This is a genomic window from Paenibacillus terreus (assembly GCF_042138595.1).
Classification (GTDB): Bacteria; Bacillota; Bacilli; order Paenibacillales; family Paenibacillaceae; genus Paenibacillus; species Paenibacillus terreus.
Genome location: NZ_JBHIRX010000024.1, coordinates 22,479 through 37,938, shown reverse-complemented (window position 1 = coordinate 37,938; position 15,460 = coordinate 22,479). Strand labels below are relative to the sequence as shown.

The 15,460-nt window shown below is 53.0% G+C and carries 13 protein-coding genes and 1 pseudogene; 10 read left to right on the top strand and 4 right to left on the bottom strand.

Going from position 1 to position 15,460, the window contains the following annotated elements; translation table 11 throughout:
- Window positions 1-70 precede the first annotated feature (70 nt).
- Both ACE5KN_RS27920 and ACE5KN_RS27915 read left to right on the top strand, forming a co-directional pair.
- Window positions 71-1,477, top strand: coding sequence for a polysaccharide deacetylase family protein (locus ACE5KN_RS27920; RefSeq protein WP_375527364.1), 1,407 nt, complete (start codon window positions 71-73; stop codon window positions 1,475-1,477).
- Window positions 1,478-1,655: 178 nt separating this feature from the next.
- Window positions 1,656-1,760, top strand: a pseudogene (locus ACE5KN_RS27915) (LysE family translocator); the annotation flags it as partial.
- Between the two features lie 95 nt (window positions 1,761-1,855).
- Here the strand turns inward: ACE5KN_RS27915 and ilvD are convergent.
- The 3 genes from ilvD to ACE5KN_RS27900 all read right to left on the bottom strand — a co-directional run bounded on the left by ilvD (window position 1,856) and on the right by ACE5KN_RS27900 (window position 5,172).
- Window positions 1,856-3,547 (bottom strand): dihydroxy-acid dehydratase, encoded by a 1,692-nt coding sequence (ilvD, locus tag ACE5KN_RS27910; RefSeq protein ID WP_375527332.1) that lies wholly within the window; start codon window positions 3,545-3,547, stop codon window positions 1,856-1,858.
- A 197-nt stretch (window positions 3,548-3,744) separates the two neighbouring features.
- On the bottom strand, window positions 3,745-3,993 hold the full coding sequence (locus ACE5KN_RS27905; protein ID WP_375527333.1) for a KGG domain-containing protein: 249 nt from the start codon (window positions 3,991-3,993) through the stop codon (window positions 3,745-3,747).
- A gap of 105 nt (window positions 3,994-4,098) precedes the next feature.
- Window positions 4,099-5,172 (bottom strand): acyltransferase family protein, encoded by a 1,074-nt coding sequence (locus tag ACE5KN_RS27900; protein WP_375527334.1) that lies wholly within the window; start codon window positions 5,170-5,172, stop codon window positions 4,099-4,101.
- 349 nt (window positions 5,173-5,521) lie between these two features.
- Here ACE5KN_RS27900 and ACE5KN_RS27895 point away from each other — a divergent pair, with 349 nt between their 5' ends.
- The 3 genes from ACE5KN_RS27895 (at window position 5,522) to mgrA (ending at window position 8,200) form a co-directional block, all read left to right on the top strand.
- Window positions 5,522-6,325, top strand: a complete 804-nt coding sequence (locus ACE5KN_RS27895) for an HAD family hydrolase (protein WP_375527335.1) — start codon at window positions 5,522-5,524, stop codon at window positions 6,323-6,325.
- Complete coding sequence (locus ACE5KN_RS27890; RefSeq protein ID WP_375527336.1) at window positions 6,322-7,068, top strand: NAD-dependent protein deacylase; 747 nt, start codon at window positions 6,322-6,324, stop codon at window positions 7,066-7,068. Before ACE5KN_RS27895 ends, ACE5KN_RS27890 begins: the two co-directional genes overlap by 4 nt.
- A 115-nt stretch (window positions 7,069-7,183) precedes the next feature.
- Window positions 7,184-8,200, top strand: a complete 1,017-nt coding sequence (gene mgrA / locus ACE5KN_RS27885) for an L-glyceraldehyde 3-phosphate reductase (RefSeq protein ID WP_375527337.1) — start codon at window positions 7,184-7,186, stop codon at window positions 8,198-8,200.
- 85 nt (window positions 8,201-8,285) lie between these two features.
- On the opposite strand, the gene ACE5KN_RS27880 is transcribed toward mgrA, so the two are convergent.
- Window positions 8,286-9,140, bottom strand: coding sequence for an AraC family transcriptional regulator (locus tag ACE5KN_RS27880; protein ID WP_375527338.1), 855 nt, complete (start codon window positions 9,138-9,140; stop codon window positions 8,286-8,288).
- A 245-nt stretch (window positions 9,141-9,385) separates the two neighbouring features.
- Between ACE5KN_RS27880 and ACE5KN_RS27875 the strand changes: the two genes are divergently transcribed.
- The 5 genes from ACE5KN_RS27875 to ACE5KN_RS27855 all read left to right on the top strand — a co-directional run bounded on the left by ACE5KN_RS27875 (window position 9,386) and on the right by ACE5KN_RS27855 (window position 15,455).
- Window positions 9,386-10,564 (top strand): galactokinase, encoded by a 1,179-nt coding sequence (locus ACE5KN_RS27875; protein WP_375527339.1) that lies wholly within the window; start codon window positions 9,386-9,388, stop codon window positions 10,562-10,564.
- Window positions 10,565-10,566: 2 nt separating this feature from the next.
- Window positions 10,567-11,556, top strand: a complete 990-nt coding sequence (gene galE, locus ACE5KN_RS27870; protein ID WP_375527340.1) for a UDP-glucose 4-epimerase GalE — start codon at window positions 10,567-10,569, stop codon at window positions 11,554-11,556.
- 14 nt (window positions 11,557-11,570) lie between these two features.
- Window positions 11,571-13,172 (top strand): UDP-glucose--hexose-1-phosphate uridylyltransferase, encoded by a 1,602-nt coding sequence (locus tag ACE5KN_RS27865; RefSeq protein WP_375527341.1) that lies wholly within the window; start codon window positions 11,571-11,573, stop codon window positions 13,170-13,172.
- Window positions 13,173-13,567: 395 nt separating this feature from the next.
- The gene (locus tag ACE5KN_RS27860) at window positions 13,568-14,731 is read left to right on the top strand and encodes an iron-containing alcohol dehydrogenase (protein ID WP_375527342.1); all 1,164 of its coding nucleotides are present in this window, start codon (window positions 13,568-13,570) and stop codon (window positions 14,729-14,731) included.
- A gap of 205 nt (window positions 14,732-14,936) precedes the next feature.
- Window positions 14,937-15,455: an NfeD family membrane protein gene (locus ACE5KN_RS27855; protein WP_375527343.1), complete on the top strand. Its 519-nt coding sequence runs from the start codon at window positions 14,937-14,939 to the stop codon at window positions 15,453-15,455.
- The last annotated feature ends 5 nt before the right edge of the window (window positions 15,456-15,460 follow it).

Genomic DNA, 15,460 nt, shown 5'->3' with positions numbered 1-15,460 from the left:
TACAGGAGCGTGGATTGAAATAGGTTAACGGCACGCTATGTCAAAATAGAGAAGTGGGGAATAAGACGTGCTGCAGAATGTACTGCTATGGCTTTTTTACATTACTTCATTTTACGCTTTTATACCCGGAATCATAAGCCGCCTGTTCGGCTTTCGGGTATTCCGCCGGGGAAAGAATGAGGAGCATGCCTTCGCTCTTACCTTTGACGACGGGCCTGATCCCGTGTATACCCCTCAATTGCTGGATTTGCTGCAGCGCTTTGATGCCAAGGCGACGTTCTTTGTCGTGGGAGCGAATGCAGAGCGGCACCCGGCCATATTGCGGAGAATCCATGAAGAGGGGCACCTGATTGGTATTCACAATTATGTGCATAAATCCAACTGGTTTATGCGTCCGGCGACCGTGCGCAAACAGATTTTATGTACAGAGCGAATCATCCATGAAGTCACCGGCGAACGCACAGCCTATTACCGTCCGCCTTGGGGCATTGTGAATCTGTTTGATTTTGCCAAATCGAACGGTCGCCGCATCATTCTCTGGTCTTCCATGTTCGGCGATTGGCGCGCCAAGACGGGGGCGGACCGGTTAGCCCGCAGAATGCTGCAAAAGCTGCGCGCCGGGGAGGTTATGCTGCTGCATGATTGCGGCAGGACGCTTGGCGCTAATGCAGACGCTCCCAAAAATATGCTGATTGCGCTGGAACGTGTGCTGATGGAGGCCGGACGCAGAGGCCTGCGCAGCGTACGGATAGACGAGTTGGCAGGAGGTGCAATGGAAATGAACACTTCTGTAGGCTGGTTTAAAAAGGCTGTAGTCCGAGGCTGGCTGCTGTATGAGCGCGCATTTCACGCCCTTTTCCGGCTTGAGCCGGTAAATCCGCAGGAGCCAATGCTGCATTTCAGACGGCGCAAATATCAGGGGCAGCCTGTAGACTTTGCCGATGGCTCCTCGCTCGTTAAAGGAGATGAGGTGCTTGAGCTGCATTTTGATAATGAAAGGCTGTACCAGATCGGCTCCACGGCCAAGACACCGATGCATGTAGCGATCCAAATGATCCGTTCCGTCGAGAAGCAGCTCCCGGATCTCGCAGCAAAAGTTGTTGATGATCCCCGGCTTGAAGGTGTCAAGGCCATTTACGGTGTCAGTATGATCAACCGCGGTGCGGAGAAACTCGGTTTTATCATCCGCGATTTACCCCGCGGCCTGTTCGCTGCCACCTCTACGCTGTATCTGCGGCTGCTGCTCAGCGTCATTCATCCGTCCGGGCAGGAAAGGCTGAAGCATCGCTCCGATTTGCTTGTGCCGAAGCTAATCGTCATGCCGGCCTCCGTATTAATAGGCCGTTTCCTGAAGAATGATTCAGCAAGAACCGGTATGAGCCTGAAAGATCATCCGCTCTCCGAACCTGCGGAAGAGATGGGCAGAGGTACCGCATCCGCCCAGGCGGTGAACAGCACGACAAGCACAATTGCTTGAAGCAGTTGCTTAACATGAGAGGGGCTTTCCGGCAAGCCAGCATATGATGGCTTGCCGTGAGGGCCTTTTTTTGCCGGGAATCAAGATCAAAGGATATTGGCGCTGTCTGCAATAATGTACTATAGCGCAACTATTGCCCGGGAGTATGATACAGGCAACAACTACTCCAGGAGGCACTATGAATTTTACATCCTTTCTCTTTTACTGCATTATCGTTACCTTTACTCCCGGACCCAGCAATATTGTTATACTATCTACTGCAAGGCATTACGGAATCCGAAAGACTTTCAGCATGTTTTGCAACTGAACGTGGCAGATGCCCAGTAACAAAACAAAGCCCTTCCGCTTCCTGAGGGAAGCGAAAGGGCTGTTTAATAGTTAAATTTTCATGATACCGCCGTTGCTGGCATTCGTTACAAGCTTGGAATATCTGGCCAGGTAGCCTGTTTTCACTTTCGGCTCGAAGCCTTTCCAATTGGCGCGGCGGCGGTCAAATTCCTCGTCGCTGATCTCAAGCTGAATGGTGCGGTTGTTAAGATCCAGTTCGATGAAGTCGCCATCTTCCACGAAAGCGATCGGTCCGCCTTCAGCCGCCTCCGGAGAGATATGGCCGATGGAGATGCCGCGGGAAGCGCCGGAGAAGCGTCCGTCCGTAATCAGGCCGACCTTGGCGCCAAGACCCATGCCGACGATCTGGGAGGTTGGAGCCAGCATTTCCGGCATGCCTGGTCCGCCCTTTGGTCCTTCGTAGCGGATAACGACTACATGACCTTCTTTAACTTTGCCGTTGGCGATGCCAGCCAGCGCGTCTTCCTGAGAATCGAAGCAAATGGCAGGGCCTCTGTGGTATCCGCCGACGGACGGATCCACGGCACCAACCTTGATGATGGAGCCTTCCGGAGCGAGATTGCCGAACAGTACGGCAAGTCCGCCGCGCTCGGAATGAGGATTGTCAAGACGGTGGATAACATTCTCGTCTAGAATCGGCTGATCCTGCACATTCTCGCGCAGCGTTTTACCGGTAACGGTAATACAGTCCGGATGAAGAGCGCCAGGCTTCTTCAACAGCTCATTCAGCACGGCGCTTACGCCGCCGGCATTGTGAACGTCCTCGATGTGATAATCGGAAGCAGGAGCCAGTTTGGACAGATGCGGCACACGGTTGGCAACTTCATTGATGCGTTCGATCGGATAGTCGACTTCCGCTTCATTAGCCAACGCAAGGGTATGCAGCACCGTGTTTGTGGAGCCGCCCATGGCCATATCAAGCGCGAAGGCGTTGTCGATGGCTTCTTTGGTCACGATATCACGCGGCTTCAGGTCCATTTTGATCAGTTCCATCAGCTGTTTTGCAGAACGTTTGACAAATTCCTTGCGTTCCGGATCAACAGCCAGAATCGTTCCGTTGCCTGGAAGCGCGATTCCCAGGGCCTCAGCCAGACAGTTCATGGAGTTCGCTGTAAACATACCGGAGCAGGAGCCGCAGGTTGGACAGCCATATTGTTCAAGCTCCAGCAGGCTTTGGTCGTCAATCTTGCCGGCCTGGTAAGCGCCGACGCCTTCAAATACGGAAGTCAGGGAGATGGAACGGCCGTTTCTGTCTTTACCCGCTTTCATCGGTCCGCCGCTAACGAAGATCGTCGGAATGTTGACGCGCAGAGCGCCCATCATCATGCCTGGTGTGATTTTGTCACAGTTGGGGATACAGACCATACCGTCGAACCAGTGTGCGGATACCACCGTTTCAAGGGAGTCAGCGATAATTTCACGGCTCGGCAGGGAATAACGCATTCCGATATGTCCCATGGCAATCCCGTCGTCCACACCGATCGTATTGAATTCGAAAGGCACACCGCCTGCCTCGCGAATGGCTTCTTTTACGATTTTGCCGAATTCCTGCAAATGAACATGTCCGGGAACAATATCAATGTAGGAGTTGCACACGGCAATGAACGGCTTGTCGAAATCTTCTTCCTTTACTCCAGCTGCCCGCAGCAGGCTGCGGTGAGGCGCACGGTCAAAGCCTTTTTTGATCATATCTGATCTCATCTTCTTCTTGTTAGCTGTCATGAAGTCTGACCTCCCAAATTCCTATATTGATTCAGCGCTGTGAAGCAACGCTTGAAAGCGGTGAATGGTTTCTAGAAAGTCTACCATAACTGTGGCTTTTTTTCTATATATATTACAGAAGATGAAAGAGCTTTGCCCAAAAAAAGAAGCCTGTCACCGCTGCTGCGGGACAAGCTTCCTGGGATAGAGGGGGGCGCTCAGTTTTGACCGCCCTTGCGTCCGATTTCTTTATAAAACTCTTTATCGTGAGATTCAGCTGTCGCTTCTCCGCCTTTGCGCCCGATCTCCTGATAAAACTCTTTATCATGGGATTCGGCCGTGGCTTCTCCGCCTTTACGTCCAATTTCCTGATAAAATTCTTTATCATGATTTTTGGAAGTCGCTTCTCCGCCCAAACGTCCTGCCTCTTCACGGCTCATTTTACCATTCTCCTGATTTCGTGCCATAACAAATCACTCCTTTTAAAAAGTGTTTTTTGTTGCGCGCATCCTTTACTTACCACTGCCCATGCTTCCTGAAACAATTGCGGAAAAGGAGACTCACGGATAAATTCAGGATTTCGGCTGCATGGGATTTGACGCGCCCCGGCTTTTGGGTAAATGAACCGCAATTCTGTTGGCGTGTGTGAACAGCCAATCCACATTCGGCTCTATTAGCGGATGTGCAGCACGTTTGAACGCAGGCAGGGCTAGCAGAACGGTCAGCAGGCAGGCTGTCACCATAATGCATATGATTCCAAAGGCTGTATGGATATAAGCGAATATTCCTGCTGCAGCTGCCCCGCGAATAATAAACCCGTGCAGCAGGAACACATATAAAGTCCGGCTTCCCAACCGGGACAGCCAGCCGGCAGCAAAAGGCACGAAACCGAGGAAGGCAGAAGACGCTACGAGCTGCAGCAGGTAGATGCCGATCCGGAATAAACCGGCGTACCATTCTCCGTGTCCCAGCTCGGCGTAAGTCATGCTTCCGTACAGCCACCCTGTCTGCAGATGTGCAGATGTCCAGACTGCTGCAGCGAGCAGCAGCATGGACCCCGAAATGGCGGCCGCTCTGAAGCGTGGGTTCCGGAGATATGATATTTTTTCATAAGTCATATGATAGCCAAGGACAAAAAAAGGCAGAAACACAAAGGTTCTGGATATGCTCAGCCACGTCCCCTCAAAGGGGAGATATCCGGCAAGCGTTCCCAGCACAATGGAAACGACAACCTGTACAGACGGCGACAGCCGCCGCATAGCCAGCAGGAGCAGCCTCCAGCAGAAATGGCTGGCGAGGAACCACAGCAGCAAATAGGGAGCAAAAAAGGAATGATGCACCCCCTGCACGTGGAAGAAAGCGGCATCGAACAGGGAGTACAGGCTCTGAAAAATAAGGTATTGAACCATAATCTGCAGCAGCGTTTTAACACCCGTTTCACCTTTCAGGCCGGGACGGGCAAAATAACCGGTCACCCACACAAACAGTGGCATGTGAAACATAAAGATCCAGGTATACCAACGGTCTGCCAGACTGCTGGCATCTATTAAAGGCTCAAGCGCATTGGTAGCAAACACACATACGATCAATAAAAATCTTAAATTCAGAAAAAAAGCATCTCCACTCCGGGCCGACACGCCGTTCATATCCTATCCCTCCATACGGTCGGCACAGCCGCCGTATTTTCTAAAAATCTTATATTCAAAACATACGATATCCTGGCATTATGAATTGTGATAATATTCACAATAGTAAACGCTCACACTTTCCTCAATTGTGTCTGTTGTATGAAGGATGCGGTCAAAAGCTCTTGATCCCGGAATTTGACCCGCCTCTTGCCATGGTGATACGCTTTTATTAAGCTTGCTGCTTTCGTTTCTGGACCGCTCTTATATCTCTCCTTTGATATGGTTTTGCCGAAAGGTGAGTTATAATTAGGGAGAATCATCCAGTGCGGGAATCGTGAAAGAGATACCGCCGCAAAGGAGGAAAAGCATGCCCGAGCTTCAGGTTGGGACGCATGTTGAGCCCTGCCGGGCCATCCTGTTTGATAAGGACGGGACGCTGCTAGATTTTTTGCAGATGTGGGGACCATGGACGAGCTCCGTCCTGAATATGATGGAACAGCATCTGGCCGTGATCGGGACTGAATTTATCGGCGGCAAGGAACGGCTGTTGGGCACCGTGTTTGACCAGGAAGGGCGTGTTGCCGGCTACGACATGCGCGGACCGCTCGCCATGGGCACGGTCGAAGAAACGACCGGCCTGCTGGCATGGCAGCTCTACGCTGCCGGGGTGCCATGGGATGAGGCGGTGATGCAGGTCAGACATTTCAGCAAAATAGCCGTGGCCGACCTTCGCAGCCGCCGCCCCGCTCAGGCTTTTCCGGGGCTGTCCGCTTTTCTTGAGCAATGCCGTGCAGCCGGACTGAAGCTGGGTGTCGTTACTTCGGATGGCGGGAGGGAAGCGGAGGAGCATTTGGGCTGGCTCGGCTTCCGCCGCTATTTCGGGGCCGTGATCGGTTATGATGATGTCAGGGAAGGGAAACCTTCGCCGGATATGGTGCTGAAAGCCTGTGAAGAACTGGGTGTAACCCCGGCTGAAACGGTGGTTATCGGGGACAGCAACGGGGACATGCAGATGGGAAAGCATGCCGGTGTGAGGCTGAAGCTGGGCTTTGCCCCTGATCCGAAACTGACGGAGCATCTGGCGGATGCGGACATCATTTTTCACAGCTATGAGGATCTGAAGGTAAATTATTTTAACAAGTTCAATGTCATGGAGGCGGATAAAGGATGAAGCCGGAGGAAAGGCTGGCACAATGGCTCGGCGAAAGCCGCAATATTGTATTTTTCGGAGGGGCGGGAACGTCTACGGAAAGCGGCATCCCTGATTTCAGGTCTGCTGCGGGACTTTACCGGCAGGAAGAGCAGCTGCCCTATCCGCCGGAAGTGATGCTGAGCAGGACGTTTTTTATGGAGCATCCGGACATTTTTTTTGCTTTTTACCGCAGTAAAATGCTGCACCCTGCCGCTGAGCCGAACGGCTGTCATCGGCTGCTGGCGGATCTTGAAAAGGAGGGCAGGCTGCAGGCGGTCGTTACTCAGAACATTGACGGACTCCACCAGAAGGCGGGCAGCAGCCGGGTGCTGGAGCTTCATGGCTCCGTGCACCGGAATTACTGCATGAAATGCGCACGCTTTTACAGTCTGGAGGAAGTGATGGCTGCAGAGGATACGGTTCCACGCTGTCAGCATGACGGTGCGATCATCAAGCCGGATGTCGTTTTGTATGAGGAGGAGCTGAACCAGGAGACGCTTTACAATTCCGTTGAGGCCATTTCCCGGGCGGATCTGCTGATCATCGGAGGAACCTCCTTGACGGTTCAGCCGGCCGCGTCTCTGGTTACGTATTTTAAAGGGGCGAGGACCGTGCTTATGAATGCCGACCCGACTCCTTATGATGCAAAGGCGAATCTGCTGATCACCGATCCGATCGGCCAGGTGATGGAGCGGGTCGCGGCGATTTTGTCCGCAGGCTGAGCCTTGGGAAGTGAGTGTAATCGTTTTCTTGTCAAAGGCCGGCTTGAAGAGCTATGATGAACCTGGGAAGCATTTAATCAGTCACTAATTCAGAGTCAGAGAGGCAGGGATGGGTATGGTTTACTTGGCTAGCGATGACCGCTATGAAGGCATGAAATACAACCGTACCGGAAAATCCGGGCTGAAGCTGCCGGCTATTGCACTGGGATTATGGCATAATTTCGGCGGTATCAACAGCGCAGAGAACGGACGCAGCATGATTACCCGGGCGTTTGATCTGGGCATCACCCACTTTGATCTGGCGAATAACTACGGACCTCCGCCCGGCTCGGCGGAGCAATTTTTCGGTCAGGTGCTCGCCGGCGATCTGAAGCCTTACCGTGACGAGCTCGTGATCTCCACAAAGGCCGGTTATTATATGTGGCCAGGTCCTTACGGCGAGTGGGGGTCGCGTAAATATTTGATCTCCAGCCTGGATCAGAGCCTGAAGCGGATGGGGCTGGACTATGTGGATATTTTCTACTCCCACCGCTTCGATCCGGAGACTCCGCTGGAGGAGACGATGATGGCTCTGGATCATATCGTCCGGTCAGGCAAGGCGCTGTATGTAGGCGTGTCGAACTACAATGCTGAACAGACCGCTGAAGCGAGCCGCATTCTGAAGGAGTTGGGCACGCCGCTGCTGATTCATCAGCCGAAGTATTCGCTGCTGGACCGCTGGATTGAACACGGGCTGCAGGATGTGCTGGATGAGAACGGAATCGGAAGCATCGCCTTTTGTCCGCTTGCCCAGGGAATGCTGACGAACAAGTACCTGAACGGGATACCGGAGGATTCGCGGGCTGCAGGCACATCGGTCTTTTTAAATAAAGAACATATTACTCCGGACGCGATCCGCAAAATACGCGCCCTGAACCAGATGGCTGTTGCGCGCGGGCAGAGCCTTGCGCAGTTTGCGCTGGCCTGGGTGCTTCGCGGCGGGCGTGTAACCTCGGCTTTAATCGGCGCGAGCAGGGTGTCGCAGATTGAAGAAAATGTTGCGGCTCTATCAAACCTGGAATTCACAAAGGATGAACTGGATAGAATTGATTCCATCCTGCAGCCCGTCGGGGGCCAGGAAGGACATAAATAAAGGATGGCATTGGAAGCCGTCCGGGAAAGCAGCCCGCCCATGAGAGCGGGCTGCCTCTGTATCTGCCGGGGGCAGCTTATTTAGCTTACTTGCCTACCGCAATCCGGTATTCTGTCGGGGATTGCCCGTAGAAGCGCCGGAACTGGCGGGAGAAATAAAGAGCATCCGGCAGCCCCACCGAGGCGGCGACCTGCTCGATGGACAGCTCCGGCCGTTCGCGCAGAAGCTGCCGCGACTTGTCGATCCGCAGCTTGAGCAGATAGGTTACCGGCGACAGGCCAGTTTCCTTTTTAAAAATGCGGGACAAGTAGGCACGGTTATATCCGAGGCTGGTGGCCATCTGTTCGATGGACACGGGATGGGCATACTGTGTGGACATATACTGAATCATTTGTTTGACCGTGATCCTGACCTGTGAATCAGGGCCAGGCAGCTTGGCTGCTTCTGTCAGATGCTCCCCCGCTTCGGCAAGGATGAGGTACAGATAACCGATAGACGCGGGATGGGAGCTGGCTTTTCTGCTGTAAAAGGCATCCTGCATGGAGTGAATCCAGTTGGGAATCCGGCTGTCTCCGGAAGCCCTGAACACCGGTGCATCCGTCCCGAATCCGGCTTCCTCGACGAGATCACCCGCTTGGCTGCCAGTAAAAGCGGACCACCTATACCGCCAGGGATCATCCGTGTTGGATGCATAGCTGACCAACTGGCCCGGATGGATCAGAAAGCAGTCTCCGGCGTTCAGGTGATATGTCCGCTGCTCCGTCCGGAACCGGCCTTGTCCGGATTCCACGAAATGGAGCAGATAATAATCATACAGCTTGGGGCCAAGCGTATGCCCTGGCTTCGTCTGGCTTTCTCCGGCGAACAGCACATGAAGCGGGCTGTGCTCGTAATATACCGGATTGGAGGCCACGGAATATGTATGGGCCGGATGATCCATAACGCCTTCTCCTTTCCAAAGATAAATCTGGGACTCAGGTTGCGATTATCTCCATTGTACTGTCCAAGGTCACATTTATCCATATGTTCAACACATGGCTGCATTACATCAGGGAAGTTTTTCATTTATACTGTCTACATAAAGAAGGATATTCAAATGCTGCTGCACCGGCACCATCGGGTTCCCGGTAATGCCGAAGCCGCGCATGAGGCACGAACTGATTATTGCAGTGGGGTGGATAAAACATGAATACACATGAGCTGACAGAACAATTTAAGCAAAAGTATGGGGACGGAGCCCATCCTGTCCGCCTGTTTCAGGCACCGGGAAGGGTTAACCTGATCGGGGAGCATATCGATTATAACGGCGGATACGTGCTGCCTGCAGCGCTGGAATTCGGAACGACGCTGGTGATCCGGGCAAGGGATGACGACGAACTTCATTTTGCTTCCACCAATTTTGAATATGAGGCGGTTGTACCCGTCAAAGACGCCGGCAAGCAGAAAACAGGCGAATGGGTGGACTACCCTGTCGGGGTGATCGTTGAGCTGAAGGAAAAAGGCATCGAGCTCTCCAGCGGCTACGACTTGCTGTTCCATGGAGAAATTCCAAACGGTGCGGGATTGTCTTCTTCGGCATCCATTGAGGTAGTTACTGCTTATACCCTGTTGTCCCTTGAGCGACAGGCAACGGACACGGTTGAAATCGCACTGCTCTCCCAGCGGGCCGAGAACCGTTATGTTGGCGTGAACTGCGGCATCATGGACCAGTTTGCCGTAGCCAACGGCGCCAAGGATCATGCGATCCTGCTGATGTGCGACACGCTGGAATACAAGAAAGTGCCGTTTAAAACAGGCAATTATAAATTAATTATCGGCAATACGAACAAACGCCGGGGCCTGGTGGATTCCGCCTATAATGAGCGCCGCACCCAGTGCGTCGAAGCCCTGGACATTTTGCGCAAGGAGCTGCCGTCGCTGGAATATCTGGCACAGCTCACCGAGGAGCAGTTCAAGGAGCTGGAGGGCCGGATCGGAGATGAAACCGTCAGAAGACGGGCACGGCATGTGGTTGAGGAAAATGCCCGAGTGCTGGCCTCGGTCGAGGCTCTGGGCAGCAATGACCTGGTCACATTCGGACAGCTGATGAATGCATCCCACGACTCCTTGCGGGACCTCTATGAGGTCAGCTGCAAGGAGCTGGATGTGATGGTTGAGGAAGCGCGCCGTATCCAGGGAACGCTCGGGTCGCGTATGACAGGCGCCGGCTTCGGCGGCTGTACGGTTTCCCTGGTGCATGAGGGAGATGTGGACGAGTTTGTAAAACAGGTCGGGGAGGCCTACCGGACTCGAACAGGACTTGAAGCCAGCTTTTACGTTTGCGGAGTGGGCGACGGAGTTAATGAACTGAAAGGAGATATGTGACAATGGCGATTTTGGTGACGGGTGGAGCGGGCTATATCGGCTCTCATACAGTGGCGGCCCTGCTGGATAGAGGCGAGGATGTTGTGATTGTGGATAACCTGCAGACAGGCCATCGCGGCGCGCTGCTCGGCGGCAAGCTGTATGAAGGGGATCTGCGCGATAAAGAGCTGCTCGCCAAGGTATTCAAGGAAAATGAGATTGATGCGGTCATTCACTTTGCGGCAAATTCCCTCGTCGGGGAAAGCATGCAGAACCCGGGCAAGTACTATGACAACAACGTATTCGGGACGCTGTGCCTGCTTGAGGCGATGAAGGAGGCGGGCGTTTCCAAAATCGTATTCTCTTCCACGGCCGCGACTTACGGCGAGCCCGAGAAGGTGCCGATTGAGGAAGGAGACCGCACGGAACCGACCAACGTATATGGTGAAACGAAGCTCATGATGGAGCGTATGATGGCCTGGTTTGACAAGGTGCTGGGCATCAAGTACGTGTCCCTTCGTTACTTCAATGCTGCAGGCGCGCATGAGAGCGGCAAAATCGGCGAGGATCACCGTCCGGAGAGCCACCTTATTCCGCTTGTGCTGCAGGCGGCACTGAAGCAGCGGGCGCATATCTCGGTGTTTGGGGAAGACTATGATACCCCGGACGGTACCTGCATCCGCGATTATATTCATGTCAGCGACCTGGCTGACGCCCATCTGCGCGCGGTGGATTACCTGCGCAAGGGAAATAACAGCGATATTTTCAACCTCGGCAACGGCCAGGGCTTTTCAGTCAAACAGGTGATCGAAACAGCGAAGCAGGTGACAGGACTGGATATACCGGTAGTGATGGAAGCGCGGCGTGCCGGTGATCCGGCGGTACTGGTGGCTTCCTCGGATAAAGCCCGCAGCGTGCTGGGCTGGACACCGAGCCGTACGAAGCTTGAGGACATTATCCGCGGCGCCTGGAACTGGCATCAGTCCCATCCGAGCGGATATGGTGACAACTAGGAAGGAGCTGCACCATGACTGACGAAGTGAAGACTTCTGTGTCTGAAAAACAGTCCGGGCTGCAGGAGGCGGCTCTTCAGGCCATAGAGCGCCTGACCGCCTTTGCGGTCGCACGCGGATTAATTGAAGAGGCCGATATCGATTACAGCCGTAATCTGCTGCTGGAACGGTTCGGCTTTGACGAGCCTTTTGCAGGGGAGGCGGATGCTGCCGTGCTTGACAGCCCGCAGCCTGCGCTGGATGTTTTGATTGATTATGGCTATGAGATCGGGCTGATTCCTGAGAACACCGATACGTACCGGGACCTGCTGGATGCCAAAATCATGGGCATGCTGATGGCCAGACCGTCGGAAGTGGCGCGGTCGTTCCGGGTGAAGGCGGCAGAAGGAGGAGTTGAAGCGGCGACGGATTGGTTTTACCGTTTGTCCATTGACTCCAACTACATCCGGATGGATCGTGTGAACAAAAATGTATACTGGAAGCAGCCGACTCCGTATGGAGAGATGGAAATTACCATCAATCTGTCCAAGCCGGAGAAGAGCCCTGAGGAAATTGCCATGGCGAAGCTGCTGCCACCTCCCGTATACCCAAAATGCCAGCTCTGCAGGGAAAATGTCGGTTACGCGGGACGGCTGAACCATCCGGCGCGTCAGAACCTGCGCATTATTCCGCTGGATATGAATGGAGAGCCCTGGTTTTTCCAATATTCGCCGTACGTTTACTACAATGAACACTGTATCGTATTCCATCATGATCATGTGCCCATGAAATTGACACGTGATACGCTCAAACGGCTGCTGTCGTTCACCGACTCATTTCCGCATTATTTTATCGGCTCGAATGCGGATCTGCCGATAGTAGGCGGATCGATACTGACCCATGACCATTTTCAGGGAGGTCGGCATACGTTTGCGATCCAAAAAGCGGAAAAAGAGCAGGTGTTCACACATCCTTCCTATCCGGGTGTGCAGGCGGCTGTTGTGAGATGGCCGATGTCGGTGGTGCGGTTCACCTCTGCCGATCCGCAGCAGCTGCTGGAAGCAGGCGACGCTTTATACGAAGCTTGGAAGCAGTACAGCGATCCTTCTGTAGACGTGCTGGCTTTCACCGAAACCGATGGGGAACGGGTGCCGCATAATACGGTGACGCCGATTGTGCGCCGCGGGCTGGACGGCAGCTATGAAATGGATCTTGTGCTGCGAAACAACCGTACAAGCGAGCAGCATCCGGAAGGAATATTCCACCCGCATCGGGAGATGCATCATCTGAAAAAAGAAAACATCGGCCTGATCGAAGTAATGGGCCTTGCCATTCTTCCGGGCCGGTTGAAAGAAGAATTGGATGCCATCGCGAATATTCTGTCCGGAGATACGGACCTTGCGAATGCTGCAACACAGGACGGCCATCCGCTGCATAAGCATGCCGCTTGGATCGATGAATTAATGGGGAGATATGGCCGGAATGTGGATAAGGCTGAGGCCGTAAGTCTGCTGCAAAATGAGGTTGGACTGAAATTCAGCACGATTCTGGAGCATGCCGGTGTGTTTAAAAGAGACGAAGAGGGACAAGAGGCATTCCGCCGTTTTCTTGCGAGCCTTGGTTATCTTCCGGCCTGATTGCAGTAATATTTTCAACGGAAAGCCGCTTTTGTACGGGGATAAGTCCCATGTGCATGCGGCTTTCTTTTTTGCGAAGGGCACAATTTGTTTATCGTTTTCGACAGGAATATAATATTAATTAGGTAGTTCAAAAAGTCATCTTTTGATCACGAAGTAAGTCGGGATGCAGATTCGACATCGAATCTTGAATTCAGCCGGGACTAAGCGGATGCTTACGAAGCATGTTTCCTACGGAAACATTTCAGGTGCTCACGTACCCCAAGTACGCTCCGCTCCTCAGTCCCTAGCTTCATCCAACCTTCTCGGTTCTGAAAACCTGACTTTTTGAACACGAACTTAAAGTGTATAGAAGAAAACTAATCAAACTCAAACATAGGAGGCGAGCGTTTACGATGAAAGCATTTGAATTTCGTAATCCGACCCGTTTAATCTTTGGCAAGGGCCAGCTTGAATTGCTCAAACGCGAGGTTCCGAAATATGGTAAAAGGGTGCTGCTTGTATATGGAGGCGGCAGCATTAAACGCAGCGGTCTGTACGATCAGGTGATCGGCCTGCTTCGCGAAAGCGATGCGGAAGTCACTGAACTGCCTGGTGTTGAACCGAACCCGCGCCTGTCCACCGTACATAAAGGTGTGGAGCTGTGCAAGACCAATCACATTGAGCTGATTTTGGCGGTTGGGGGAGGCAGTGTGATCGACTGTGTCAAGGCGATTGCTGCCGGTGCCAAATATGATGGAGATATGTGGGATTTTGTAGAACGTAAAGCCGCTCCTCAGGACGCGCTTCCGTTTGGCACAGTGCTGACGATGGCGGCGACCGGCTCGGAGATGAACAGCGGCTCAGTGATTACGAATGAGGCCACTCAGGAAAAAATGGGCTGGGGCAGTCCGCTTACCTATCCGGCTTTTTCCATTCTCGACCCAACCTTTACTTTCACGTTACCTAAAGATCAGACGGTATATGGTATGGTCGATATGATGTCCCACGTTCTGGAGCATTATTTCCACCTGGAAACGAATACCCCGGTGCAGCTGGGCTGGTGTGAAACCGTGCTGCGTACCGTGATTGATACAGCGCCAAAGCTTGTAGAGGATCTCGAAAATTATGAGCTGCGTGAGGCGATTATGTATTGCGGCACCATGGCACTGAACGGTTTCCTGAATATGGGGCTTACCGGCGACTGGGCCACGCATAATATTGAACATGCCGTATCGGCTGTATACGATATCCCTCACGGCGGAGGGCTTGCGATTATCTTCCCGAACTGGATGAAACATAACCTGCACGTGAAGCCCGAGCGTTTCAAACGGCTTGCAGTCAACGTGTTTAACGTGAATCCGGAAGGAAAAAGTGATGAGCAGGTGGGTGAAGAAGGAATTCAGGCGCTGCGTGATTTCTGGAGCTCTATTGGGGCACCAAGCCGTTTGGCCGACTATGATATCGGCGATAAGGATATTGAGCTGATGGCGGACAAAGCAATGCGCTTTGGACCTTTCGGCGGCTTCAACAAACTGCACCGAGAGGATGTTGTTGCCATCTACAAGGCTTCTCTGTAGTGATCTTAGGAAAATTCCATTACTAAGCTTAAGGCTGTCCTCCCTCCTTTCTTGGCGGAGGACAGCTTTTTTGTGCATTCGGGCACTTCCAGAACAGACACTTACAGCGATTTCTCTGGTAACAAAGGAAAATCCTGAAACCTATGCTAGCTTTATACGTATATATTGTTATAGGCCTACACAAGCGGCGGAAGGAGGAAATCGGATGGAAACGGTGTTTTGGTGTTTTTTGATCGGCGGTGTTCTTTTTACTCTAATAACTGTGTTTATTGGTGATGTTCTCGGTGACTGGCTTGAAGCGTCCTTTGAGTTTCCCGGCCTTGACTGGCTCAAACCAATCGTTATTGCGGGAGCGGGTACAGCGTTTGGAGGAGCCGGCATTCTGCTGTCAAAATACACTTCCCTGGGAAGCGGAGCCGTCCTGGCGGTTTCACTGCTCATCGCTGTCGCGGCTGCCTTGCTGGTATTCTTCGGTTTTGTCATCCCTGCAGCCAATAGCGAAACTTCCACCGGTTTTTCCATGCGGGAGCTGGAAGGAAAGATCGGGGAGGTGACCATCCCGGTTCCCGGGAAGGGCTACGGCGAGGTTATGATCAAGTTTGGCGCAGCCAATACGATCCATACGGCCTCCAGTTTTGACGGCATGCCGCTTTCAGCAGGTACACGCATTGTGGTGGTTAAAGTGAGTGACGGAGTAGTAAGTGTATCCGGGCTGGAGATGTAGTGTGT